The organism is Anoxybacillus sp. MB8 (assembly GCF_011006755.1).
GTDB lineage: Bacteria > Bacillota > Bacilli > Bacillales > Anoxybacillaceae > Anoxybacillus > Anoxybacillus gonensis.
This window is the reverse complement of record NZ_RXXX01000001.1, coordinates 39,805-65,115: the sequence shown is the minus strand read 5'-3', so window position 1 is coordinate 65,115 and position 25,311 is coordinate 39,805. Positions and strand designations below refer to the sequence as shown.

The 25,311-nt window shown below is 42.0% G+C and carries 30 protein-coding genes and 1 riboswitch; of the genes, 28 read left to right on the top strand and 2 right to left on the bottom strand.

The window, feature by feature from the left end; genetic code table 11:
• Window positions 1-32 precede the first annotated feature (32 nt).
• The 15 genes from deoB (at window position 33) to lysA (ending at window position 12,483) form a co-directional block, all read left to right on the top strand.
• Window positions 33-1,214, top strand: a complete 1,182-nt coding sequence (deoB, locus tag EKC99_RS00395; RefSeq protein ID WP_009373813.1) for a phosphopentomutase — start codon at window positions 33-35, stop codon at window positions 1,212-1,214.
• A gap of 13 nt (window positions 1,215-1,227) precedes the next feature.
• Window positions 1,228-2,052, top strand: coding sequence for a purine-nucleoside phosphorylase (locus EKC99_RS00390; protein ID WP_009373811.1), 825 nt, complete (start codon window positions 1,228-1,230; stop codon window positions 2,050-2,052).
• Between the two features lie 18 nt (window positions 2,053-2,070).
• Window positions 2,071-3,372, top strand: a complete 1,302-nt coding sequence (locus EKC99_RS00385; protein ID WP_009373809.1) for a pyrimidine-nucleoside phosphorylase — start codon at window positions 2,071-2,073, stop codon at window positions 3,370-3,372.
• An 89-nt stretch (window positions 3,373-3,461) separates the two neighbouring features.
• Window positions 3,462-4,619, top strand: coding sequence for a D-alanyl-D-alanine carboxypeptidase family protein (locus tag EKC99_RS00380; RefSeq protein WP_163149811.1), 1,158 nt, complete (start codon window positions 3,462-3,464; stop codon window positions 4,617-4,619).
• Window positions 4,620-4,719: 100 nt separating this feature from the next.
• Window positions 4,720-5,070, top strand: coding sequence for an anti-sigma F factor antagonist (spoIIAA, locus tag EKC99_RS00375; protein ID WP_021095893.1), 351 nt, complete (start codon window positions 4,720-4,722; stop codon window positions 5,068-5,070).
• The gene (gene spoIIAB / locus EKC99_RS00370) at window positions 5,071-5,511 is read left to right on the top strand and encodes an anti-sigma F factor (protein ID WP_004889709.1); all 441 of its coding nucleotides are present in this window, start codon (window positions 5,071-5,073) and stop codon (window positions 5,509-5,511) included. It abuts the gene before it with no gap.
• Window positions 5,512-5,524: 13 nt separating this feature from the next.
• Window positions 5,525-6,262: an RNA polymerase sporulation sigma factor SigF gene (gene sigF, locus EKC99_RS00365; protein ID WP_035066892.1), complete on the top strand. Its 738-nt coding sequence runs from the start codon at window positions 5,525-5,527 to the stop codon at window positions 6,260-6,262.
• Between the two features lie 79 nt (window positions 6,263-6,341).
• Window positions 6,342-6,962 (top strand): stage V sporulation protein AA, encoded by a 621-nt coding sequence (locus EKC99_RS00360; protein WP_009373802.1) that lies wholly within the window; start codon window positions 6,342-6,344, stop codon window positions 6,960-6,962.
• The gene (locus EKC99_RS00355) at window positions 6,952-7,371 is read left to right on the top strand and encodes a stage V sporulation protein AB (RefSeq protein WP_009373801.1); all 420 of its coding nucleotides are present in this window, start codon (window positions 6,952-6,954) and stop codon (window positions 7,369-7,371) included. The genes EKC99_RS00360 and EKC99_RS00355 overlap by 11 nt, the downstream gene beginning before the upstream one ends.
• A 10-nt stretch (window positions 7,372-7,381) precedes the next feature.
• A complete protein-coding gene (locus tag EKC99_RS00350) occupies window positions 7,382-7,726 on the top strand; it encodes a SpoVA/SpoVAEb family sporulation membrane protein (protein ID WP_009373800.1) in 345 nt (114 codons plus the stop codon).
• Window positions 7,727-7,739: 13 nt separating this feature from the next.
• Window positions 7,740-8,747, top strand: a complete 1,008-nt coding sequence (gene spoVAD, locus EKC99_RS00345) for a stage V sporulation protein AD (RefSeq protein ID WP_035066894.1) — start codon at window positions 7,740-7,742, stop codon at window positions 8,745-8,747.
• Between the two features lie 2 nt (window positions 8,748-8,749).
• On the top strand, window positions 8,750-9,070 hold the full coding sequence (locus tag EKC99_RS00340) for a SpoVA/SpoVAEb family sporulation membrane protein (RefSeq protein ID WP_019418503.1): 321 nt from the start codon (window positions 8,750-8,752) through the stop codon (window positions 9,068-9,070).
• Window positions 9,067-9,669 carry a stage V sporulation protein SpoVABEA gene (gene spoVAEA / locus EKC99_RS00335; protein WP_163149809.1) on the top strand — a complete coding sequence of 201 codons (603 nt, stop codon included), beginning with the start codon at window positions 9,067-9,069 and terminating at the stop codon, window positions 9,667-9,669. The genes EKC99_RS00340 and spoVAEA overlap by 4 nt, the downstream gene beginning before the upstream one ends.
• A complete protein-coding gene (locus tag EKC99_RS00330) occupies window positions 9,626-11,095 on the top strand; it encodes a spore germination protein (protein WP_009373794.1) in 1,470 nt (489 codons plus the stop codon). The genes spoVAEA and EKC99_RS00330 overlap by 44 nt, the downstream gene beginning before the upstream one ends.
• A 68-nt stretch (window positions 11,096-11,163) precedes the next feature.
• On the top strand, window positions 11,164-12,483 hold the full coding sequence (gene lysA / locus EKC99_RS00325; protein WP_026011837.1) for a diaminopimelate decarboxylase: 1,320 nt from the start codon (window positions 11,164-11,166) through the stop codon (window positions 12,481-12,483).
• A gap of 46 nt (window positions 12,484-12,529) precedes the next feature.
• Here the strand turns inward: lysA and EKC99_RS00320 are convergent, their stop codons facing one another.
• On the bottom strand, window positions 12,530-13,393 hold the full coding sequence (locus EKC99_RS00320; RefSeq protein ID WP_009373791.1) for a DUF1002 domain-containing protein: 864 nt from the start codon (window positions 13,391-13,393) through the stop codon (window positions 12,530-12,532).
• Between the two features lie 119 nt (window positions 13,394-13,512).
• On the opposite strand from EKC99_RS00320, the gene EKC99_RS00315 reads away from it, so the two are divergent.
• The 6 genes from EKC99_RS00315 (at window position 13,513) to EKC99_RS00290 (ending at window position 18,238) form a co-directional block, all read left to right on the top strand.
• Entirely contained in the window at window positions 13,513-13,953 is a 441-nt protein-coding gene (locus tag EKC99_RS00315; protein ID WP_163149806.1) for a peptidylprolyl isomerase, read from the top strand.
• A 147-nt stretch (window positions 13,954-14,100) separates the two neighbouring features.
• A riboswitch (FMN riboswitch) is annotated at window positions 14,101-14,233 on the top strand.
• A gap of 180 nt (window positions 14,234-14,413) precedes the next feature.
• Window positions 14,414-15,490, top strand: coding sequence for a bifunctional diaminohydroxyphosphoribosylaminopyrimidine deaminase/5-amino-6-(5-phosphoribosylamino)uracil reductase RibD (gene ribD / locus EKC99_RS00310; RefSeq protein ID WP_163149803.1), 1,077 nt, complete (start codon window positions 14,414-14,416; stop codon window positions 15,488-15,490).
• A 5-nt stretch (window positions 15,491-15,495) separates the two neighbouring features.
• Window positions 15,496-16,134 (top strand): riboflavin synthase, encoded by a 639-nt coding sequence (gene ribE / locus EKC99_RS00305; protein WP_163149800.1) that lies wholly within the window; start codon window positions 15,496-15,498, stop codon window positions 16,132-16,134.
• A gap of 5 nt (window positions 16,135-16,139) precedes the next feature.
• Window positions 16,140-17,333, top strand: coding sequence for a bifunctional 3,4-dihydroxy-2-butanone-4-phosphate synthase/GTP cyclohydrolase II (locus EKC99_RS00300; protein WP_055440705.1), 1,194 nt, complete (start codon window positions 16,140-16,142; stop codon window positions 17,331-17,333).
• Window positions 17,334-17,346: 13 nt separating this feature from the next.
• Window positions 17,347-17,811 (top strand): 6,7-dimethyl-8-ribityllumazine synthase, encoded by a 465-nt coding sequence (gene ribH, locus EKC99_RS00295; protein ID WP_163149797.1) that lies wholly within the window; start codon window positions 17,347-17,349, stop codon window positions 17,809-17,811.
• 82 nt (window positions 17,812-17,893) lie between these two features.
• The gene (locus tag EKC99_RS00290; protein ID WP_163149794.1) at window positions 17,894-18,238 is read left to right on the top strand and encodes a GNAT family N-acetyltransferase; all 345 of its coding nucleotides are present in this window, start codon (window positions 17,894-17,896) and stop codon (window positions 18,236-18,238) included.
• Between the two features lie 6 nt (window positions 18,239-18,244).
• Here EKC99_RS00290 and EKC99_RS00285 read toward each other — a convergent pair whose 3' ends face one another.
• A complete protein-coding gene (locus tag EKC99_RS00285) occupies window positions 18,245-18,751 on the bottom strand; it encodes a DUF309 domain-containing protein (protein WP_240468780.1) in 507 nt (168 codons plus the stop codon).
• Window positions 18,752-18,814: 63 nt separating this feature from the next.
• On the opposite strand from EKC99_RS00285, the gene EKC99_RS00280 reads away from it, so the two are divergent.
• The 7 genes from EKC99_RS00280 (at window position 18,815) to EKC99_RS00250 (ending at window position 25,301) form a co-directional block, all read left to right on the top strand.
• Window positions 18,815-19,561 carry a segregation/condensation protein A gene (locus EKC99_RS00280; protein ID WP_163149788.1) on the top strand — a complete coding sequence of 249 codons (747 nt, stop codon included), beginning with the start codon at window positions 18,815-18,817 and terminating at the stop codon, window positions 19,559-19,561.
• On the top strand, window positions 19,554-20,135 hold the full coding sequence (gene scpB / locus EKC99_RS00275; RefSeq protein ID WP_080513062.1) for an SMC-Scp complex subunit ScpB: 582 nt from the start codon (window positions 19,554-19,556) through the stop codon (window positions 20,133-20,135). The genes EKC99_RS00280 and scpB overlap by 8 nt, the downstream gene beginning before the upstream one ends.
• A 68-nt stretch (window positions 20,136-20,203) precedes the next feature.
• On the top strand, window positions 20,204-20,425 hold the full coding sequence (locus EKC99_RS00270) for a hypothetical protein (RefSeq protein ID WP_240468779.1): 222 nt from the start codon (window positions 20,204-20,206) through the stop codon (window positions 20,423-20,425).
• 207 nt (window positions 20,426-20,632) lie between these two features.
• Window positions 20,633-21,694 carry a threonine aldolase family protein gene (locus EKC99_RS00265; protein ID WP_163149785.1) on the top strand — a complete coding sequence of 354 codons (1,062 nt, stop codon included), beginning with the start codon at window positions 20,633-20,635 and terminating at the stop codon, window positions 21,692-21,694.
• A complete protein-coding gene (locus tag EKC99_RS00260; RefSeq protein ID WP_088223234.1) occupies window positions 21,684-22,886 on the top strand; it encodes an MFS transporter in 1,203 nt (400 codons plus the stop codon). The genes EKC99_RS00265 and EKC99_RS00260 overlap by 11 nt, the downstream gene beginning before the upstream one ends.
• Window positions 22,883-24,112: an ATP-grasp domain-containing protein gene (locus EKC99_RS00255; RefSeq protein WP_163149782.1), complete on the top strand. Its 1,230-nt coding sequence runs from the start codon at window positions 22,883-22,885 to the stop codon at window positions 24,110-24,112. Before EKC99_RS00260 ends, EKC99_RS00255 begins: the two co-directional genes overlap by 4 nt.
• Window positions 24,105-25,301: an ATP-grasp domain-containing protein gene (locus EKC99_RS00250; RefSeq protein WP_088223236.1), complete on the top strand. Its 1,197-nt coding sequence runs from the start codon at window positions 24,105-24,107 to the stop codon at window positions 25,299-25,301. Before EKC99_RS00255 ends, EKC99_RS00250 begins: the two co-directional genes overlap by 8 nt.
• The last annotated feature ends 10 nt before the right edge of the window (window positions 25,302-25,311 follow it).

The window sequence follows — 25,311 nt, the reverse complement described above, 5'->3', positions numbered from 1 at the left end:
GAAGCGAATGAAGCGATTGGGGAGGTAAAACGGTGAAGCCTACATATAAACGCGTATTTTTAATTGTGATGGACTCAGTTGGAATTGGTGAAGCGCCAGATGCCGAAAAATATAACGACAAAGGTGCGGATACGCTTGGGCATATTGCCGAACATCGCGGTGGCTTACATATGCCGAACATGGCGAAGTTAGGCTTAAGCAATATTCGTGAAATCCAAGGGATTCCGAAAGCAGAAAAGCCGCTTGCTTATTTTACGAAAATGCAAGAAGCATCGGCTGGAAAAGATACAATGACAGGACATTGGGAGTTAATGGGTCTTCGCATTGATACGCCGTTTCAAGTGTTTCCTGACGGATTTCCAAAAGAGCTGATTGATGAATTAGAAAAACGAACAGGAAGAAAAGTGATCGGGAATAAACCAGCAAGTGGCACAGCGATTATCGATGAGCTTGGCCCTGAACATATGGAAACAGGTGCGCTTATTGTATATACGTCAGCCGATTCAGTGTTGCAAATCGCAGCGCATGAAGAAATCATTCCGTTAGAAGAATTGTATCGTATTTGTAAAATTGCGCGTGAATTGACGCTTGATGAAAAATATATGGTCGGTCGTGTCATTGCTCGTCCATTCATTGGGAAGCCAGGAAGTTTCCAACGGACAGCGAATCGTCACGATTATGCGTTAAAACCGTTTGGTCGTACAGTCATGAATGAATTACAAGATGCAGGATACGATGTGATCGCCATCGGTAAAATTGCTGACATTTACGATAACGAAGGTGTGACACAAACGTTGCGCACAAAATCAAACATGGACGGAATGGACAAATTAGTCGATACGTTACAAATGGACTTTACAGGACTCAGCTTTGTGAACCTTGTTGATTTTGATGCATTATACGGTCATCGTCGCGATCCAAAAGGATACGGCGATGCGTTAGAAGAGTTTGATGCCCGTTTACCAGAAGTGTTTGAACGTTTAAAAGAAGACGATTTATTAATTATTACGGCGGACCACGGAAATGATCCGGTTCATCACGGAACCGATCATACGCGCGAATATGTGCCTCTTCTCGTTTATAGTCCGAGCATGAACGGAGGAAAACAACTTCCGTTGCGTGAAACGTTTGCAGACGTTGGAGCAACAATTGCGGAAAACTTCCGTGTAAATATGCCGAAATACGGAACGAGCTTTTTACATGAGTTGAAATAAGGAGCGTGACAAAATGAATCGAGCAGCAATTGAACAAGCCGCGCAATTTTTAAAAGAAAAGTTTCCAACTTCACCGCAAATCGGCTTAATTCTTGGTTCTGGTTTAGGTGTGTTGGCAGATGAAATTGAACAAGCGATTAAAATTCCGTACAGTGATATTCCAAATTTCCCTGTATCGACAGTCGAAGGACATGCCGGTCAACTTGTATACGGCCAGTTAGAAGGTGCGACTGTCATCGTGATGCAAGGGCGATTCCATTATTATGAAGGATACAGTTTTGAAAAGGTAACATTCCCTGTACGCGTGATGAAAGCGCTTGGTGTTGAACAATTAATTGTGACAAATGCGGCAGGCGGTGTAAATGAATCGTTTGAACCAGGGGATTTAATGATTATTTCAGATCATATTAATAACATGGGTGGCAATCCGCTGATCGGTCCGAATGATTCGGCACTTGGTGTGCGCTTCCCAGACATGTCGGAAGCATATAGTAAACGACTTCGTCAACTCGCGAAAGACGTGGCGAATGAAATTGGATTGCGTGTACGTGAAGGGGTATATGTCGCCAATACAGGTCCAGCATATGAAACACCAGCAGAAATTCGTATGATTCGTGTCATGGGCGGTGATGCAGTCGGTATGTCTACGGTACCTGAAGTGATCGTCGCTCGCCATGGAGGAATGGAAGTGTTAGGCATTTCATGCATTTCTAATATGGCTGCAGGCATTTTAGATCAGCCGCTCACACATGATGAAGTGATCGAAACGACAGAAAAAGTAAAAGCTGACTTTTTACGATTTGTAAAAGCGATCGTGCGCAACATGGCGAAAAAATAAACGAGAAGGTGAATGACGATGAGAATGGTCGATTTAATTGAGAAAAAACGTGACGGCCACGCATTAACGAAAGAAGAAATTCATTTTATCATTGAAGGTTATACAAAAGGTGATATTCCTGACTATCAAATGAGCGCATTAGCGATGGCGATTTTTTTCCGTGGCATGAACGAAGAAGAAACAGCTGAATTAACGATGGCGATGGTACATTCAGGGGATACGATCGACCTTTCAAGAATTGAAGGAATTAAAGTTGACAAACACTCAACGGGCGGTGTGGGTGATACAACAACGTTAGTGTTAGGTCCACTTGTTGCATCTGTCGGCGTTCCGGTTGCAAAAATGTCTGGTCGCGGCCTTGGTCACACAGGCGGAACAATTGATAAATTAGAATCCGTGCCAGGATTTCATGTTGAAATTAGCAACGACGAATTTATTGAGCTTGTAAATAAAAATAAAATTGCTGTTGTCGGTCAGTCTGGCAACTTAACACCAGCCGATAAAAAATTGTATGCGCTTCGCGATGTAACAGCAACGGTCAATAGCATTCCGTTAATCGCTTCATCGATTATGAGCAAAAAAATTGCAGCCGGTGCAGATGCGATCGTGTTAGACGTAAAAACAGGTGCGGGCGCGTTTATGAAAGATTTAAACGATGCGAAAGCATTAGCGAAAGCGATGGTCGATATTGGAAACCGTGTTGGACGTAAAACGATGGCGATTATTTCCGATATGAGTCAGCCGCTCGGTTATGCGATCGGAAACGCCCTCGAAGTAAAAGAAGCGATCGATACGTTAAAAGGGGAAGGTCCGGACGATTTACAAGAACTTTGTTTAGTACTTGGCAGCCATATGGTATATTTAGCTGAAAAAGCATCTTCGCTTGAAGAAGCGCGCCATATGTTAGAAAAAGCGATGAAAGACGGTTCAGCGCTTGAAACGTTTAAAACGTTTTTAGCTGCACAAGGTGGCGATGCGTCCGTTGTCGATGATCCGAGCAAATTGCCTCAAGCGAAATATGTGATTGAACTTGAGGCGAAAGAAGACGGATACGTATCAGAAATCGTTGCCGATGCGGTTGGAACGGCAGCGATGTGGCTCGGTGCTGGGCGTGCAACGAAAGAATCGACGATTGATTTAGCGGTCGGTTTAGTGCTTCGTAAAAAAGTTGGCGATGCGGTGAAAAAAGGGGAATCGCTCGTTACGATTTACAGCAACCGTGAACAAATTGATGATGTGAAACAAAAACTATATGAAAACATTCGCATTTCTACGACACCTGTCCAAGCGCCAACATTAATTTACGATAAAATTTCGTAACCTGGAGGATTCGTTCCTTCAGGTTTTTTTATGTATAAAAAAATAAAAAATGGAAAGGATGGCAAGTATAAAGAAATGGAGGGTTGGAGATGAAGCGATTTTTTTATGTGCTTGCCATCACGTTATTATTTTTCCCGATCGTATCTGTGCACGCGGAACAACCAAAAGTGGAGTTAGCGACAGAGGCGCGATCAGCCATTTTAATTGAACGAGACACAGGGGCTGTTTTGTATGAAAAAAATGCCCATGAGCCGCTTCCGCCAGCAAGTATGACGAAAATTATGACGATGCTTCTTATTATGGAAGCGATTGATCAAGGAAAGCTAAAGTTAGACGAACGGGTGCGAGCAAGTGAATACGCTGCATCGATGGGCGGATCGCAAATTTTTTTAGAACCCGGGGAAGAAATGACTGTTGACGATTTATTAAAAGGTGTCGCCATCGGATCGGGCAATGATGCTTCGGTTGCATTAGCAGAACGAATTGCAGGATCAGAAGAAGCGTTCGTCCATCTGATGAACGAAAAAGCAAGACAGCTTGGGCTCAAGCATACGGCATTTGAAAATACGACAGGTTTGCCAGCAAAAAATCATTATAGTACCGCATATGATATGGCGGTGATGGCAAAAGAGCTATTAAAATACGATTTAATTACAAAATATACAGGCACATATGAAGACTACTTAAGAGAAAATACGAACAAAAAGTTTTGGCTTGTGAATACAAATCGGCTCGTAAAATTTTATCCAGGTGTCGACGGATTAAAAACAGGCTATACGAGCGAAGCGAAATATTGTTTAACTGCAACGGCGAAAAAAGGAAACATGCGCGTCATCGCTGTCGTGTTCGGAGCTCCGACGCCAAAGGCGAGAAACGCACAAATTACAAAAATGTTAGATTACGCGTTTAGCCATTACGAAACGAAACCGCTTTATAAAAAAGATGAAACGATTGCGATGCTTCCTGTCAGCAAAGGAAAGAAAAAGGCGGTTGCGGCTGTAACGTCTGAGCCGATTTCTGTTTTGTTAAAGAAAGGGGAAAAATCAGAAGCGGTAAAAACGACGTGGAAATTAAATAAAAAAGTGAAAGCGCCTGTGAAAAAAGGAGATGTGCTCGGTACGCTCATTGTGAAAAAAGATGGAGTGGTGATCGCGAAAAGTCCTTTAGTGGCAAAAGAGCAAGTGGAAGAAGCAAATATGTGGGAGTTGTTTAAACGAATGTTTAGCTCATTCTCGCGCACATCTTGACGAAACGAGACGAATGGCGACTAGTTTTGTCGGGAAGAAGGATTGACGCATAAACAAATCGAATTCTTCCTTAACCTAAACGGATAAGGAGGAAATGATCGTGAGTTTATCGATTCAATTAGAAGTGAAACAACATGTATTGCTCGTACGATTAGCTGGTGAGCTAGATCATCATACCGCAGAACAGTTGCGCGCAGAAATGACGGATGTATTAGAGCGAGAGCGAATAAAAGCGATCGTTTTAAACTTAAATGAGCTAACGTTTATGGATAGTTCAGGATTAGGTGTCATTTTAGGAAGATATAAGCAAATTCAACGCATGGGTGGAGAGATGGTCGTCTGCTCTGTTTCTCCGTCAATTAAGCGTTTGTTTGATATGTCAGGGTTGTTTAAAATTATTCGGTTAGAAGTCAATGAACAGTACGCATTACAAACGTTGGGGGTGGCGTAAATGAGAAATGAAATGCATCTTCAATTTTCCGCCCTCAGCCAAAATGAATCGTTTGCCCGTGTGACAGTTGCTGCGTTCGTTGCGCAACTCGATCCGACGCTCGATGAGCTCACGGAAATTAAAACAGTCGTATCTGAAGCTGTAACCAATGCGATTATTCACGGTTATGAAAATGATCCAAGCGGCGTCGTCTACATTTCTGTCATCATTGAAGGACATACAGTCCATTTAACGATTCGCGATCATGGAAAAGGGATCGAAAACGTGGAAGAAGCGCGACAGCCGTTATTTACGACAAAGCCAGAGCTCGAGCGTTCCGGTATGGGATTTACGATTATGGAAAATTTTATGGATGAAGTAAACATTTACTCAAAAGTGAATGAAGGAACGACCGTGGAGTTGATTAAGCATTTAACGAAAAGCAAAGCGCTATGCAATTAAGGGAGACGTGCCTATGGATGTCGAGGTACAAGCTGTCAAAGACCATGAAATCAAAGAGTTGATTCGGAGGAGCCAGCAAGGGGATCAGCAAGCGCGCGATGAGATTATCGAAAAAAATATGCGGCTTGTCTGGTCGGTTGTGCAACGGTTTTTAAACCGAGGATATGAGCCAGAAGATTTGTTTCAAATCGGTTGTATCGGTTTAATGAAATCCGTCGATAAATTTGATTTATCGTATGACGTCAAATTTTCAACGTATGCAGTACCGATGATTCTTGGAGAAATTCAACGTTTCATTCGCGATGACGGATCGGTGAAAGTGAGCCGTTCATTAAAAGAAATCGGGAATAAAATTCGCAAGGCAAAAGATGAGTTATCGAAGCGAAACGGTCGCGTCCCAACGGTGAATGAAATTGCTCAATTTTTGGAAATTTCACCTGAGGACGTTGTATTAGCGCAAGAAGCGATTCGTTCGCCCGCATCTATTCATGAAACGGTGTACGAAAACGATGGCGATCCGATTACGTTGCTTGATCAAATTGCAGACGAACAAGATGTTTGGTTTGATAAAATTGCGTTGAAAAAAGCGATGGAAGAATTAGATGAACGCGAACGATTAATCGTGTATTTGCGCTATTATAAAGATCAAACGCAATCAGAAGTGGCAGCTAGATTAGGCATCTCTCAAGTGCAAGTATCTCGTTTAGAAAAAAAAATATTGCAACAAATGAAAGCCCGAATGGATGAATAAGTCCGTTCGGGCTTTTTATGCATACGGAGGAAGGTCATATCTCATACTACAAATACAATGATGGAAGCAAGGTGTGAGTATGAAAGAGACGATTTTTTTGAAAATGCGTCATCGTGTGCAAGTGCAGCCGAATGCGACGGTTCGAGTAGGAGATGTTGCACAAGTCGTCGCAAAGAAACGAATGGACGATATTGTGCAAACCCCGATTTATACCGTGCAAAAAAAAGATCGAAACATTGTTATTATTGATGTCATGCATGTGATGAAAGCATTAATGGCCGTTGCGCCGCATGATGATATTCAGTCGCTCGGACCGTCACAAACGATCGTTGAAGTCGTTTATGAAAAAAAGAGATGGGGCTATTTATATGTTCCAATCGTTTGGCTTCTTTTATTTATCGGATCGGGGCTTGCGATTATGAATTTTCACGAAGATGTGAGCATGCAACAAGTACAACAACGTCTGTATCGGGTAATCACAGGAAAAGAAGTAGACAAACCGTTATGGTTTCAAATCCCGTATTCCCTCGGATTAGGTCTCGGGATGATTTTATTTTTCAATCATTTTTTTAAAAAGCGAATTAATGAAGAGCCGAGCCCACTTGAAGTCGAAATGTTTCAATACCAACAGTCGCTCGATCAATATGTCATTATGCATGAAAATAAAGAAGCGATGAGGCGAATGGACGATGATTCGTGAGCTGATTGTAGCATTTGTCGGATTGGCAGGAGGATTAGCTGTCGGTTCTGGTTTTGTGGCGTTTTTAACCGTTCTTGGTGTCATTCCGCGATTGACACAGCTTACAAAAACGATGAAATGGATTGCGACGTATGAATGGGGCGTTGTACTCGGTGCGGTCGTAAGCAGTTGGGTGAGCTTGCGTGACCCCCTTTTTTCTTTTCCGCCTATGTTAGCAAGCGTCATCGGATTGCTTAGCGGTGTATTTGTCGGCATGCTTGCTGCGGCCTTAACGGAAGTATTAAACGTATTTCCGATTTTAGCGAAACGACTCGGCATTGATGAACAAATTGTCGTGTTATTAATGGCGATGGTATTTGGCAAAGTAGCAGGCTCTCTTTTTCATTGGATATATTTTGTTGATCGATAGGGGGAGACAGATGGGAAAAGCATTTTTGTTCGGAGGGGTTATTGCTGTCATTGGACAAGCGCTCATCGATATGTACAGCGTATGGTTTCATATGAATGAGCCAGAAGCCGTTCGGTGGATGAACGGGACGTTGATCGTATGTGCGGCAATATGGACGCCTACTCGATTGTATCGCCAGTTCACACAGTTTGCAGGGGCAGGAATGATTGTGCCGATGATGAGTTTAGCAAACATATGGAGCGCAAGCGCGCTCGAATATCGCAATGAAGGAGCGGCAGAACATATGCTTTCTGTTGGCGGGAGCATCATTGTGACGTTAGTGGCGGCATCATATGTTGCGTCATTGTTTTTATAAAAGGGGGGGTTACATGAAAAAAGTAGGGGAACAAACGATTATATTCGATACTGACATTTATATCGAATCGGTCGGCACGGTTGTCGGTCCGAAAGAGCGTGAAGGTCCACTCGGTTCGTCATTTCATCGAGCTTATGACGATTTATATTGCGATGAACAAAGTTGGGAGCTCGCAGAACGGCGGTTGATGAAAGAAGCGATTACGATTTGTTTAACAAACGGAAACGTACAAACAAAAGACGTTGACTTATTTATTGCGGGGGATTTGCTCAATCAAACGGTCACTGCGAACTATGTTGCCAAAGAAATAGATGTCCCCTTTTTAGGAGTATTTAGCGCCTGTTCAACGATTACGGAAGCGATGCTCGTTGCCGCTACGTTTATTGACGGAACGTTTGCTCGCCGCGTGTTAGTGGCAACGAGCAGCCACTACGGAGCGGCAGAACGTCAATTTCGCTTTCCGACGACAATGGGTGTCCAGAAGGGAGAAAGTGCATCGTGGACCGTGACTGGCGGAGCGGCCGCATTATTAAGTACGATACGTTCCCCCTTTCGCATTCGCGCAGCAACGATTGGAAGAGTAATCGATAGCGGTATAACGAATCCGCTCGACATGGGACGTGCGATGGCGCCGGCCGCATTTGCCACGATCAAGCAACATTTTGCAGACTGTGGACTTTCACCGACATCGTATGATGTGATCGTTACAGGAGATTTAGGAAAAGTCGGAAGCAGCGAACTTAAGGCATTATGTCATGAGGCGAACATGAACATAAGCGAGCGATATGACGATTGTGGCGTGCTCATTTACGATGCAGAACAGCAAGCGTTTGCGGGCGGGAGCGGGTGCGCGTGTTGTGCCGTTGTCACGTACAGTTATTTTCTTGAACAGATGAGGGAGAAAAAAATAAAAACGATGCTCGTTATTGCGACAGGAGCTTTGTTTAATAGTACGATGGTGAAACAACATCAAACGATTCCAGCGATCGCTCATGCGATTGCCATTGAAGCGGTGACGTAAAAATGGAAACGTACGTATATGCATTTGTCATCGGTGGTACATTGGCGCTAATCGGACAGTTGTTGCTAAGGAAGTGGTCGTTTATTCGCATGATGACGATATTTGTATTCATCGGTATAGCGCTCGAATCGGTCGGTGTATATCGTTTTATTCAGTCATTTGCGCATGCAGGAGTAGAAACGACACTTGTTCATCTTGGAGCTTCTTGTATACAAGCGGTAAAAACGGGGGACTTTACAAATGTCGTCTTTTTTCTTTCTTTTCCAATCTTCGTTGCATGGATGACCGCTATTGTTTGTAAACCGAGAGGAAGGATCGAATGAAAAAAAGGAAAGTGATTTTAGTGACAGATGGAGATGAGCATGTGCGGCGTGCGCTCGAATGGTTAGCAAAACAATTTGGTGCGCGTTGCATTAGCCAATCGCAAGGCAATCCATCGCGTCTAACAGGGAAACAGCTTGTTGAACTTATTTTGCAAACGCCGCATGATCCTGTTTTTGTCATGTTTGATGATAGCGGAATTATCGGCGAAGGGGCAGGTGAACAAGCGCTTCGTTACGTCGCGACGCATGAGCAAATCGATGTACTTGGAGCGATAGCGGTTGCGTCTGATACGAACAATCAAGAATGGACAAAAGTAAATATTTGCATTGATTATGATGGGAACTTCACATCATACGGTGTCGATAAAGAAGGAATTGCTGAGTGGGAATTCGGTCGAGTAAATGGAGATACGGTATATTGTTTAGATCAATTACCTATCCCAATTGTTGTTGGAATTGGCGATATCGGAAAAATGAGACGTCGTGATGATATTCGCAACGGTTGCCCGATTACGCGCAAAGCGATTGAATATATTCTCGAAAGGAGCAAACGCGATGAAAACAGAAAGTTACACACCGATTTCTCCGAAGTTGAATGAAAACGAACAGTTTTTCAAAGATGCGATCGGGGTCGGGACGAGCTTCGATTTAGGCGTCCGTAAATTGAACATTTTAAAAACAGATGTTCACTTATATTATTGTAACGGTCTTTGTGATACACAATATATTATTGAACTGCTTGAAATGCTTGTTCAAGTCAATGATCGCGAGCGACAACCAGCGAAGTTGCCAGATATTATCGAAAACCGTCTCGTTCACCAACAAGTGAATCCAGTGAAAAGTTTAGATGAAGCGGTTGATTTTTTGTTAACCGGTTTAATTTTATTGTTTATTGACGGAGAAACGAAAGCGTTCGCTGTCGATGTGCGCAGCTATCCAGGGCGTTCACCCGAAGAACCAGATACCGAGAAAGTGGTGCGAGGGGCGCGCGATGGCTATGTTGAAAATATTGTCGTCAATACGGCGCTCACGCGTAGACGCATTCGAGATGAACGGCTTCGCTTTGAAATGATGCAAGTGGGCGAACGTTCAAAAACAGACATTTGTATTGCATATATTCAAGACGTAGCCGATCCCGGACTTGTCGAACTTATTAAAAAAGAATTAAACGAAATTCAAATTGATGGATTAACGATGGCGGATAAAACAATTGAAGAATTTTTAGTGAAACAAGGATACAATCCGTATCCGCTCGTTCGTTATACAGAGCGACCAGACGTCGCTGCCACACATTTATTAGAAGGACATGTGATCATTATGGTCGATACGTCGCCAAGCGTCATTATTACGCCAACAACGTATTTCCATCACGTTCAACATGCGGAAGAATATCGACAATCTCCAGCGGTAGGAACGTTCGTCCGATGGGTGAGATTTTTAGGCATTTTTGCCTCGCTTTTTTTACTCCCGCTTTGGTTTTTGTTTGTGCTTGACCCATCGTTACTACCGGAAAAATTGGCGTATATCGGGCCAAATGAAAAAACAAATATCCCTATTTTTGTCCAGCTGCTTATTGCTGATATTGGTATTGAGTTTTTACGGATGGCTGCCATCCATACTCCAACACCGTTGTCTACGGCAATGGGTTTAATTGCAGCTGCATTAATTGGACAAATTGCCATTGACGTTGGGCTATTTGTACCAGAAGTGATTTTATATGTATCTGTCGCTGCGATCGGTTCTTTTGCGACACCGAGCTATGAATTAAGCATTGCCAATAAAATTTTTCGTCTTTTATTTTTAGTTGTCATTGCATTGTTTGGTGTCCCTGGATTTATGATTGGCGTCACGATCTTTTTACTTTTCCTTGCCAACATTCGTTCATTAAATACCCCATATTTATGGCCGTTTATTCCATTTGATCCTGGGGCGTTTATGCAAATTATCGTGCGGCGGTCTGTAGCTGGTTCATCGATTCGCCCAAGCATCGTACATCCGCAAAATAAACAAAAACAACCGACATAAAAAGGTTGAAACGTACCAAAATTTATGGTACGTTTTCTTTAATTATTTCGGAATCATCAGGAGGATGTATAATTATGCACGGAACGATGCGAATAAATGATCGGGGACATTTAGAAATTGGCGGTGTTGATACGATTGACTTAGCTCGCCTATACGGAACCCCGCTTTACGTTTATGATGTTGCTCTCATTCGTGAGCGTGCGCGAGCGTTTAAGCGAATGTTTGATAAACATCGTGTACGTGCGCAAGTGGCGTATGCAAGCAAAGCGTTTTCGACAATTGCCATCGTGCAATTGATGGAACAAGAAGGATTATCTCTCGATGTCGTTTCCGGTGGTGAGCTGTACACCGCATTAGCTGCTGGATTTCCGGTCGAACGCATTCATTTTCACGGCAACAATAAAAGTAAAGAAGAACTGCAAATGGCAATTGAAGCGAAAATCGGTTGTGTTGTCGTCGATAATTTTTATGAGTTACAGCTACTGCAACAGCTTTGCTGTGCGCATGAATATACGATGCCTATTTTATTACGTGTCACACCAGGCATTGAGGCACATACACACGACTATATTTTAACAGGTCAAGAAGATTCGAAATTTGGATTTGATTTGCATAATGGACAAGCGGATGAAGCTTTACAGCGTGCGCTCGCTTCTTCCCATCTTCATGTGCTGGGCATTCATTGTCATATCGGTTCGCAAATTTTTGATGCGACAGGTTTTGTTCTTGCAGCGAAAAAGCTATTTGAGAAACTTGCTACATGGCGTGATACGTACCGTTTTACTGCACAAGTGGTCAATCTTGGCGGCGGTTTTGGCATTCGTTACACGAAAGAAGATGATCCGCTTGCACCGGAACAATATGTCGAACAAATTATTGAAGAAGTGAAACGAAATGTCGCATCATTTGATCTACCTTTTCCCGAAATTTGGATTGAACCAGGTCGCTCGCTTGTTGGAGATGCAGGGACAACGATTTATACGATCGGTTCCCGTAAAGAAGTGCCAAACGTTCGGCAATATGTTGCCGTAGATGGTGGAATGAGCGACAATATTCGCCCGGCGCTATATGAGGCAAAATACGAAGCGGTGTTAGCTAACCGCATGCATGAACATTGTGAAGAAGTAGTAGCGATCGCTGGGAAATGTTGTGAGTCAGGAGACATGCTCATCTGGGACTTGCCGCTTCCGAAAGCGCAACCGGGCGATTATTTAGCTGTTTTTTGTACCGGTGCTTACGGTTATGCGATGGCGAATAATTACAATCGCATTCCGCGTCCAGCGGTCGTATTTGTTGAAGACGGTGAAGCAGAGCTTGTCGTGAAACGCGAAACGTATGAAGATTTAATTCGACTCGACTTGCCGCTTAAAACGAAAGTAAAAAAATAACCGAGGTCTTCACCTCGGTTATTGCTCGTTTATGCATAGGTAGGCGTTACGCTCCAAACGCTCCGCGAAGGGCGTTCCATATTTCACGCAAAAGATCGACGATGCGTTGAATAAACGTTCGCCCTTCTTCCGTTTGTAAAAAAGCAGATAGCTTGTCTTTCGCTTGAGCAAGCTGTTCGTTTACTTGATTCCAGTCGATGTTCACGTTTTTCATTTTATTAAACAAAGAAAGCAAGCTGTTTATTTCGTCTTCTGTTAGCGTAATGCCAAGTTCTTGAGCAATCCGTTCAATGAGTGCACGCATATCCGCATCTGTTTTTGGTGGATTTTTCGCTATTTCTTCTTTAATTTTTGCGAGCAGCGCGACCGCTTGATCGTTTCCGATGGATTCGCCAAGCTGTGCCGTTTTCACCATTTCTTCGTTCGCTACCTTTTTCACTTCATCAGGGATCGTTTCATTCGATGAAAGTTCGTACGCTTTCATTAACCCTGTTAACGCAGCTGTTCCGGATACAGGAAACGGTGCGGTAATGTAAATGACTGCATCTTTCACTCCTGCAGTAATGAGCGCATTCATATACATTTCTTTTGTTACCCAGTTAATGTTATTTGTTTCGACTTGCAGACCTGAACCTGGTGCTCCAATCGTAATTTTTGATGACGAAATGGCTTTCGTTCCGATTTGTCCTTTCGGAATAATGTCGCCGAGATATTTATGTTCTTCTGCATTTGTGACCGTAATGATTTCAGCGTTTTCCGGTGCGTTCATTTCTTTTAATATTTGTTGCTTTTGCTGCTCTGTTAAATTTTCTCCGAGCGTAATAATGACGTCTCCTTCAATCGCATCAGCCAAACTAACTGATGGAATCATAAACAACAATAAAATAAATATCGTAAACCACTTCTTCATTTCATAACCTCCTTCAATCTCTTTCTGTACTATTGTACAAACATTTGCGTGAACATAGAAGCGAAATATAGTAAAATGAAGCTACATTTGTTTTTACGATAGAAAGGTGGAAAAGTTTCATGAAGAAAAAAGGATACATTTTAATGGAGAACGGTGGAAAGGTGGAATTTGAACTATTCCCGAATGAAGCGCCAACAACGGTTGCGAATTTCGAAAAATTAGCGAACGAAGGATTTTATAACGGGTTGACGTTTCATCGTGTCATTAAGCGATTTGTAAGCCAAGGAGGCTGTCCAATTGGAAATGGAACAGGCGATGCAGGCTATACGATTCCGTGCGAAACGGACAACAATCCACATAAACATATCGAAGGGGCGATGTCGATGGCGCATCGCGGTCGCAATACAGGAAGTTGTCAATTTTTCATTTGCCACGAACCACAGCCGCATTTAGATGGTGTACATACGGTGTTTGGCCAAGTTACTGCTGGAATGGATGTTGTCAAGGCAATGAAAAATGGCGATGTCATGAAAGAAGTGAAAGTGTGGGACGAACAATAAAGGGAAGATGAAAAATGAAAAAAAACTGGCTACTATTTTTCATCCTTTTGTTTGTTAGCTTCGTTTGGGGAGCAGTGTATTGGCTGGTTATTGCAAAATAATAGACATTTCGTTTTATTGTGCTATAATGAATAAAAATGGAATAAACGCATCCTTCGGGGCAGGGTGAAATTCCCGACCGGCGGTAATGAAACGTATGTTTCTCAGCCCGCGAGCCGTTAAGGCATGATCCGGTGCGATTCCGGAGCCGACAGTATAGTCTGGATGGGAGAAGGATTGCCGAAAACTCACGCCACTTATTAGAAAAATAAGTTTGGCGATGGGTTATTTTTGCTATGCAAAAAAGGCGATCTTCATATACATCTTGCCCTAGGACATCGTTCCTAGGGTTTTGTTATTTTTAGTAGATAACGGAACTGTATAGCTTCAAATGTTTTCTTGTAGGGAAAGGTGGTGTGATATGGACGAGCAATATATGCGTTTCGCATTACAGTTAGCTGAATCAGCACGTGGACAAACATCGCCCAATCCGCTCGTTGGCGCAGTTGTTGTAAAAAATGGTGAAATTGTCGGCTTTGGGGCGCACTTAAAAGCAGGAGAGCCGCATGCAGAAGTCCATGCGTTGCGCATGGCAGGCGAGAAAGCGGAAGGAGCAACCGTTTATGTGACGCTTGAACCGTGCAGTCATTATGGAAGGACGCCTCCTTGTGCCGATTTGTTAATTGAAAAAAAGGTGAAACGTGTCGTTGTGGCGACGACGGACCCGAATCCACTCGTTGCAGGAAAAGGCGTTGAAAAATTAAGGCGAGCGGGAATTGATGTTACCGTCGGGGTGTTGAAAGAAGAAGCGGATGCGTTAAACGAAATGTTTTTTCATTATATTTCAACGAAAACACCGTATGTGACGTTAAAGTATGCGATGAGTTTAGATGGAAAAATTGCAACGAAAACAGGTGAAAGCAAATGGATTACGTCGGAAGAAGCACGGCGTGATGTACATCGCGAGCGACGCATGCACGATGCGATCGTTGTCGGCGTTGGCACGATTTTGGCGGATGATCCGAGTTTAACTGTTCGTTTCGGTCATGAAGGAAAGCAACCGATTCGTATTGTGCTTGATACGCATTTGCGCACACCGCTTCATGCGAATGTTGTCACAGATCAGATGGCGCCAACATGGATCGTCGTCGGCCATCACGTCACAGAAGAACAAATGAAGCCATATGAACGTGCAGGTGTACAAATGATTCGCATGAATGAGAATAAAATTGATATACCATCTTTTTTACGTGAGCTTGGTAAGCGTAACATCATGTCCATCTTTGTTGAAGGTGGAGCCCATGTGCACGGCAGCTTTTTATCTTCGCGTTCCGTTCAACAAGTGCTAGCATATATGGCACCGATGCTAATCGGTGGGAATGAAGCACCTTCAGCAATCGGCGGAGAAGGTTTTGGACGAATGATTGATGCGCTTCGCTTGCAAGTGAAACATGTTCAAATGATCGGACCAGATATAAAAATCGTTGCTAAAGGATGATCGCCATGTTTACAGGAATTATTGAAGAAATCGGCACGATTCAACAAATGAAACAAACAGGGGAAGCGATCGTCTTTACGATCGGGGCACAAAAAGTGTTACAAGACGTACAGCTCGGTGACAGCATTGCGGTAAATGGCGTTTGTTTAACAGTGACGTCATTTACAGATCGCTTTTTTACTGTCGATGTCATGCCTGAGACAGTGCGGGCAACATCGCTTCGCACGCTTACAGTAGGAGCGAAAGTAAATTTAGAACGAGCGATGGCAGCAAACGGTCGTTTTGGTGGGCACTTCGTTTCGGGGCATGTCGATGGTGTCGGACGCATCGTTCGTAAACAGCCTGTCGCAAACGCTGTTTATTATGACATTGAAGTGCCAAGTCATTTGCGTAAATATATGATTTTAAAAGGTTCTGTTGCTGTCGATGGCACAAGCTTGACGATTTTCGGTTTAACCGACCGAACGTTTACGATTTCGCTCATTCCGCATACGCGTGAAGCGACGATTTTAGGGGCAAAAAAAGTTGGTGATGTTGTCAATATTGAATGTGACATCATTGGGAAATATGTTGAACAGTTTGTCAGCGGTAAACGTGAAGGATTGACGATGCAATTTTTGCAAGAGCACGGATATAAGGAGTGAGCGCGATGTTTCATACCATTGAAGAAGCCATTTACGATTTAATGCAAGGAAAAATTATTATCGTTTGCGATGACGAAGACCGTGAAAACGAAGGCGATTTTGTAGCGCTTGCCGAAAAGGCGACACCGGAAGTCATTAATTTTATGATTACGCATGGCCGCGGCCTCGTGTGTGTGCCGATTACAGAAGAACTAGCCGATCGGCTTGATTTAACGCCAATGGTCAACCATAATACAGATGCGCACGGGACCGCTTTTACCGTCAGTATTGACCATAAAGCGACAACGACAGGCATTAGCGCATTTGAGCGCTCGTTGACGATTCAAGAAATGCTCAATCCAGAAGCAAAAGCAAGCGATTTTAAACGACCAGGTCATATTTTTCCGCTTGTCGCGAAAAAAGGTGGGGTATTACGCCGCGCTGGACATACGGAAGCAGCTGTCGATTTAGCGCGTCTTTGTGGGGCGAAACCGGCAGGCGTCATTTGCGAAATTATAAAAGATGATGGAACGATGGCGCGCGTACCTGATTTGAAACAAATCGCCGAAAAATTTGATATGAAAATGATTACGATTAAAGATTTAATCGCCTATCGCAACCGGAAAGAAAAGCTCGTCAAACGCGAAGTCGAAATTACGCTACCAACCGATTTTGGCGAATTTAAAGTCATTGGATATTCAAATACGTTAGACGGAAAAGAACATATCGCCATCGTCAAAGGAGAAATCATCCCAGATGAACCTGTGCTCGTGCGCGTTCATTCTGAATGTTTAACAGGTGACGTATTCGGCTCGCATCGTTGCGATTGTGGCCCACAACTTCATGCCGCATTAGCGCAAATCGAAGAAGAAGGTCGCGGGGTATTGTTATATATGCGCCAAGAAGGTCGCGGCATCGGTTTATTAAACAAATTGCGCGCCTATAAGTTGCAAGAACAAGGATATGATACGGTGGAAGCCAACGAAAAATTAGGCTTTGCGCCAGATTTGCGCGACTATGGAATCGGTGCGCAAATTTTAAAAGATTTAGGTGTCACAAAAATGCGTTTATTGACGAACAATCCGCGTAAAATTACCGGATTGAAAGGATACGGCTTAGAAGTCGTTGAGCGCGTTCCGTTGCAAATGCCAGCAAAACGCCATAACGAGCGCTATTTGCGAACAAAATACGAAAAGCTAGGACATATGTTGCACTTTTAAGGAGGAGAATGAGATGAACGTATATGAAGGAAATTTAGTTGGAACAGGGTTAAAAGTAGGCATCGTTGTTGCGCGATTTAACGAATTTATTACAAGCAAATTGCTAAGCGGTGCACTTGATGGATTAAAGCGCCACGGAGTAGAGGAACAACATATTGATGTTGCTTGGGTGCCGGGGGCATTTGAAATTCCGCTTGTCGCGAAAAAAATGGCGGAGTCGAAAAAATATGATGCTGTCATTACGCTTGGTGCTGTGATTCGCGGAGCAACGAGCCATTACGATTATGTATGTAATGAAGTAGCGAAAGGAACGTCTCATGCGGCGCTTTCATCAGGAATCCCTGTTATTTTTGGCGTGCTGACGACAGATACGATTGAACAAGCGATTGAACGCGCTGGGACAAAAGCCGGAAATAAAGGTTGGGAAGCAGCGCTCAGCGCGATTGAAATGGCGAATGTCATGCGCACATTTTCTTAAAAAATGTTTAAAAAAGCGACAAGACCGTTTATAATAGCAATAGCGAGTAAACAATAAGTCTTGTCGATAATGAGGGATTCGTATGCTAGTTCGCTATCGAAAAAACTATGAGAAAATTGCGATGGGTCTTTTGTCGTTTATGCCAAATGAAAAAGACTTAAAACAGCTTCAACAAACGATGAAAAACTACGAGACAAACGATGATTGGCAGCTGTTTTTATGGAAGCAAGACGAAGATTTTATTGGCATTATCGGTGTGATTGTGCGCGAACATGCGGTTGAAGTGCAGCATATTAGCGTTAATCCGTCCCATCGCCATCAAGGAATTGGAAAACAAATGGTGAAAGCATTAAAAGAATTGTATCCAAATAAGTCGTTATGTGCCAATGACATGACCGCTCCGTTTTTGGATAGATGTGAACAATGACAGGGATCAGCGTCCCTGTCTTTTTTGTTTTTGTCGTTCGCGTTCAGCGATGACATCACTTCGGTCGCGCAACTTATGTTTATGAATGAGATATTCATTTGTCATATCACTTTTTTCTCCCCATACGAGCCCTTTTTGCCCACATTGCTGTTGACATATATGTAACAAGGAAGCATCAATGATCGGCAAGCAAGTGCTTTCATACGGTTGTCCATGATCGATTCGATTCATATATGTATGAATGAGAGATAGAAGTTGCTCTGCATGTATCCCTAGCGCTTCGTATGCTTGTTTTTCTCTTTGGCATACGTTCATTGCTTTTGTAAACATTCGTTTTGCTCCCGCAATATTTCCTCGGCGATAATGATACATCCCAACCGCGAGCTGAATGAAGCCGACCCATACATGTTCGCCTGTTTGTTTCCAATGTTCTTCTAGCACTTCATGGCATTCAAAATAATCGCGCGTAGCGTGAAAATGAAGTAAATATTCGATATATGCTTTTGGATACAAACGAAAGCCCCCTTTTTTCATATGCTTACGTATATTATACTATTACTTATGAATAAAGGTGGGATGAATGTGCATTATCATGTAAAATTAGATCAATTTGAAGGGCCGCTTGATTTATTACTGCATTTAATTCATCGCTATGAAATTGATATTTACGATATTCCTGTCGCACAAATTACAGAGCAATATATGGCTTACATTCACGCGATGAAAGAATTGCAGCTCGATGTAGCGAGCGAATATTTAGTAATGGCGGCAACGCTTATTGAAATGAAAAGTAAAATGTTGTTGCCAAAACATGAAGAAACGCTGGAGGATCAAGAATTATTTATCGAAGAAGACCCGCGTGAGCAATTAATGCAACAGTTAATCGAGTATAAAAAGTTTAAAGAAGCAGCGAAACAGTTGCGTGAGCGAGAAGAAGAGCGAGCGCTTTTATTTACGAAGCCGCCGAGCGATTTAACCGCTTATGCGGCAAACGGTGCACCGCTTGCACTTGATGTCGATTTGTACGATATGCTTGGGGCGCTTGCGAAATTGTTGCGGCGGAAAAAATTACAAAAGCCACTTCATACGAAAGTAGCACGTCAAGAAATTCCGATCGGACGACGGATGGAAGAGATTTTACACATATTAAAACATGGAGAGCGAATGAACTTTTACGATTTATTTCCGTATGACGATCGCGAGCAAATTGTCGTGACGTTTTTAGCTTTGCTTGAATTGATGAAACGAAACGAAATTATTGTTGAACAAGAAAACAATTTTGCCGATTTATACATTCGACGAAAAGGTGATCGATATGAATGAATTAGCGATTATGGAAGCGTTATTGTTTGCGGCGGGCGAAGAAGGATTGACGTATAAACAAATGGCTGATGTGCTTGATATACAAGAAGAACGTGTATATGAACTTGTGCAACAATTGAAGCATATGTATGAAACAGCGGAGCGCGGCATTATGGTCGTCGAGATGGCAGGAACGCTTCAGCTTGTGACGAAAAAACAATGTGCTCCATATTTGCAAAAACTTGTTGAGTCACCAGCGACGTCATCGTTGTCGCAAGCTGCGCTAGAAACGTTAGCGATCATCGCATATCGCCAACCAATTACGCGCGCGGAAATTGAACATATTCGTGGCGTGAAAAGCGATAAACCGCTTCAAACTCTATTAGGAAAAGCGTTAATTAAAGAAGTAGGTCGCGCAGAAGGAACAGGTCGCCCGATTTTGTATGGGACGACGAAAGAGTTTTTAGACTACTTTGGCTTAAAGACGTTAGACGAACTTCCGCCTCTTCCAGAATGGGACGAACAAGAAGAAGAACGCGAAGCCGACTTATTTTTCGAACGTCTAAACGAACAACTGCAAGAAGTGAATGAGTAAATCAAAGGTGATGGGGGATGAGTTTTCGTTTTTTCTTTGGGCTCCTTTTTATTTTTGTTTTTGGAAGAATGGTTGAATACTATGTAGAGACGTATATTTTACATCCAATTTTGCAAAGTGCCGTTCTCGCTATTTTTGTTGCTATTGTGTTTATATTAAGTGGGAAGGTGAGCAAGTGTTACGATTTTTTGGATAAAAAAGTGAAGATGCACATCTGGCTCCCAAGCCTGATCGGTGCGTTATGTTTAGCGATCTTTTTATACGAAATCGGTATTTTGCCTGGAAAGTAAGCAGGTGCCTTTGTGCGCCTGTTTTTTCTTTTTGAGAAGAAAATTTTTTAGATTGCTGGCTCAACTCTAATAATGATTTCTCACGTTGGAGATGAAAAGTATTTTATTTTTAAACTTATTGACAAAAAAAAGAATCAATAGTAACATTATTACGTAATTACGTAATTACGTAATAATGTAATTATGTAATTGTGAGGAGGATAATCAGTGATTGACTTGCGAAGCGATACGTTGACGTTACCGACTCAAGAAATGAGAAATGTTATTGCTCATGCGATAGTTGGTGATGATTGTTATGGAGAAGATGGAAGTGTTATTGAATTGGAGGAATACTGTAAACAATTATTTTGTGTGGAAGACGCTCTATTTGTTCCAACGGGCACAATGGCTAATCAATTAGCTATTAAATCACAAGTAATGGAAGGAAATGAGGTGATTACAGAAACCAATTATCACATAAACTTTTACGAAAGTTCTTCAATTGCTATGTTAAGTAGAGCTGTTTTGCATACATGTAGAACAGAAGATGGCATTCTAAGAGTCGAACATGTTGACGAATTAATTCATTCTAAGCCTAGAGGTCCTTTTTATGCTTCTCCTCAATTAGTTTCTATCGAGAATACGATTAACTATTATCAGGGAAAAATATTTCCTTTTAAAGAAATCAAACAATTGTATGAGTTCACGAGAGAGAAGAACATATCTTTACATATGGATGGAGCAAGGTTATTTCATGCACATGTAGCGATGAACATTCCATTAAGCGACTATGCAAAATTTGTAGATTCACTTAGTATATGTTTTGCGAAAGGACTTGGTGCTCCGTTTGGATCGATGCTTATGGGTAAAAAAGAAATGATCAGCAAAGCAAGGATTTACAGAAAACAGTTTGGAGCGGGATTTCATCAAATAGGTATGTATGCAGCTGCGGCGTTACATGCTTTAAAGCATCATATATCACATTTGTGTACAGACCATCTGCTTACTAAAAAGTTAGCTATGATGTTATCAGAAATAGAAGGTTTGTCCATTGATCCAGATGCTGTTGAAACAAATATGATCTTTTTTCATGTAAATAATCTTCACACAAACTCATGGCAGTTTGTCGATAGATGTAAGAAAAAGGGGGTGCTTTTATTCCCTTGGTTATCTGACACAGTAAGGATTGTAGTTAGTAGAAATGTTACTGAAAAAGATATATATGAAGCAGCTAATATTATTGAAGCAGTATGCAAAGAGCTGACGAGAGGGGTCACATATGTTTCCTAAGGTTAATGAGGGAGTTTTAACGTTTGGTATTAGGGTGTTCAATTCCATAGGTTTTTTTGTGTATGTTCCACTACTTTCTTTATGGCTAGTGAGAATAAAAAATCTCGATATTACGGAAATGAGTGTGGTAGTAGCGGCATTTACGTTTGTCTCGAAAGCAGGGAATGTATTGGTTGGGGGAGTTGTTAATAAGCTTGGAATTAAAAATAGCCTTATTGTTGGTTTATGGGGATCGGCTTTGTTGCTCACAATGTTAACGTTGATTCAATCTTACACATTCATCTTTGTCATCGTGTTATTATTGGGAATATCGCTCTCGCTTTATAATGTAAGTTTAAAAACACATATTTCCTTATTAGGGGAAGATGAGCGGTTAAGGGCGTTTGCATTGTTAAATATTGCTGTTAACGTTGGTGCTTCTATTGGTCCTCTTCTAGGTGGATGGTTATTGGATTGGAATTCTTTTGGTATCATCATTGCAGCGATTGTTTGTTATGTTTTGGCCGGAGGTGTTTCGTTACTATTACCTCGTATCACCATTGAGGATGCAGAGAAGGGGATTCATATCGTACAATTCGTTAAAAACAGCAAATCAACTCCCGATTTCTTTATCTTTATAAAATTCATTTCTTTTTCCGGGATATTTTGGTTTTTGTACACACAACTATTTACAACTTTTCCTGTTGTCTCTTCACAACATTTTTCAGGAAAAACGATTGGATTGTTTTTTACGGTGAATGCGATGACGATTATCGTTCTCCAAGGGTTGTATCCAAAAATACAGCCTAAATGGAGAATTGAGTATTGGTACGCACTGGCCTTGATGTTTATCACAACATCTTATTTCTTGCTATGGATTTCACATCATTTTTGGATCATCTTTGTCGGTGTGATCTTGTTCAGCATTGCGGAAATTATTTGGGTGCCTACCATTGATCATCAAATTGTAGAAAAAAAGGGGATGTTAAGCTCTTCGTGGGCCTTCGGAGTATCAGGGGTGCTTTGGGGAGTGTGGGAGTCTATCGGTGGATTCGTTGGTCTGAATCTGTATGAGTATGTTGGACAGAAAACCTTTTTCTATCTAGCTATGATAAGTGCCATGATTTTTATTGGCTATATGTTTCATCTATCATATAGAAAAATGTCTTCCTTCATGAATAAAAATCAAGTAGAAAGAAAGGACTGGCGATGATGCACTTGTTATTTGTCGAGACGAATACAACAGGCACTGGTACAAAGGCTATGAAAATCGCTAAAAAACTAGGTTATAAAATCCATTTTTGGACGATGGATTTAGAACAATATGAGTCCATGACAGATGACCATCCGCTGAATTTTGCTGATCAAGTCGTTATTATCGATACGTATGATACGGAGCGGATGAAAGAAGAACTAGTACGGTCTGAGGTGAATTTTTCTGGAATCCTCGCTTTTGATGACTACCACTTGATTCCAGTTGCTGAATTAGCGAGTTATTTGGGAGTGAAGGGACATGATATCGAAGCATTGAAAAGGGCACGTTATAAACATATAACGAGAACTTATCTAGAAAGCCAATGTTTTAGCGAGTTTTTGCAACCTCCTTTCCATATTATCCATCATCCTGACGAAATCATAGATTTGGAGATCTCGTTTCCCTGTGTCATCAAACCTGTCGATGATAGTGGAAGTAATGGTGTGACGATTTGTCAAAATCGTCGCGATTTAGAACTGTCCCTGCGTCTTGAATGGCAAAGACAGCGTAATGAGCGTGGATATGAGCTGAAAAGGAAATGGTTGATTGAAGAGTGGATTGAAGGACAAGAATTTTCAGCTGAGATGTTGTACACAATTGATGGATGGAAATTAATATCCGTTACAAAGAAAGAGACATACGGTCCGCATGCTGTTGAATGTGGGCATGTAACAAGCCCTAAACTAACGCCCTTCTCCGATTTGGAAGAAAGATGCAAAAAACTACTCCATTTATTGGGGTTAAACTTTGGGGCGGCGCATATAGAATTTTTTGTTCGCGGAAACAACTTATATTTAGTTGAAGTCAATCCTAGGCTGGCTGGTGACTGTATCCCCGAATTAGTAGAATTGGCTACAGGGGTGGATATGGTTAGGCATGTTGTTTTACAAACTCTCGGGATATCTGAAGAGATAGCGATCACTAGACAACGCTATGCCGCCATTAAGTTCATCTTGCCTGCTGAGCAGGGGATATATCAAATGGTTAGCGGGATGGAGAAAGCGCAAAAAGTAGCGGGAGTAAAAAGGATCAGTATAGGAAAGTTGCCTTTTAAGGCCAATGAAATTAAAAGCAGCTACCAAAGATTAGGGTTTGTCATAGCAGAAGGAGATAGTATGGAAAACACAATCACTTCGATACAAGAAGCGATGGATTTATTAGAATGGGGGATTGTGCATGAATAAATACATCATCATTTTAGGGGCAAGTCGTTACGGGGCGGAAGCAGCGGCTAAATGTGGGTTGAAGCCAATTATTGTGGCGGATCAGCATTCAAGTATTGACAAGGAAATAGCACAGTGGGTCAAAGCCATATTTTATGTTCGTGACATTGCAGAGAAAGCAGAAGTATTTCGTGTTGTTGAGGAAATCATGAATTTATATCAAACAGTGGAGCTTGTCGTAAGTTTTACAGAATTAGGGCTAGAAACAGCTGCTTATATTAGTGAAAGGCTACAATTGCCAACGAATTCACTTGAAACGGTCGTGAATACGAGGAATAAGGGATTGATGCGCCAGATTTTGTGGAGGGATCCAGAATTACGATTAGACGTCGTGAGTGGCAAAGTATCTGCTCTTCCTAAAAAGTTCCCATATTCAAGATCGGCCATCATCAAACCGCTTGACGGATTTGGAAGTAAAGAGATTAATTATATTTCCAATCAACAGGAATGGGAAAAATGGTTAAAGAGAAATCAAGATCATCCTCATGAATGGATCTTAGAGCCGTATGTTAAAGGTCCGGAATATAGTGTGGAGACGGTGTCTTGGAGAGGAACCCATTTCATTTTAGGAATAACTGAAAAGCAAACAACTGGAAAGCCTCACTTTATTGAGACTGGGCATATTGTGCCTGCGAGACTGGAACAACAAAAAGTTAAACGAATTGAACAAGTGGTGATGAAAGCATTGCATTTGTTAAATGTCCAATATGGACCGGGGCATATCGAGATCAAATGGGATGTAGAAGAAGATAGACCAGTAGTGATTGAAATGCATACGAGACCTGGGGGAGATTTTATCCCTTATTTGCATCAATTAGCGTCTGGGTTCAATCAGTATGAGTTGGGAATTTTATCTTATATGAACCAAGTGCCATTTGATGTAAAACCAATTTATACAAAGGCAAGCCTTGTCAAATTTTTTATGTTTCCAGAGGGCGCGTTGCGACAGATTTACCTTGCCACAGAAGTTAATCGAGAATATATCCGAGATTGGACCATCTACTATCAAGTAGGGGATCATATAAAGAAAACAGTGGATTCTTATACACGTTCTGCTCATGTGATTATTTGTTCATCGACAGTTGAAGAATGCCAGCGGTTATGCGACAATTTTGTTGAACATCTGAATTATCAAGTTGTTCAAGAATAAAAACAGAAAG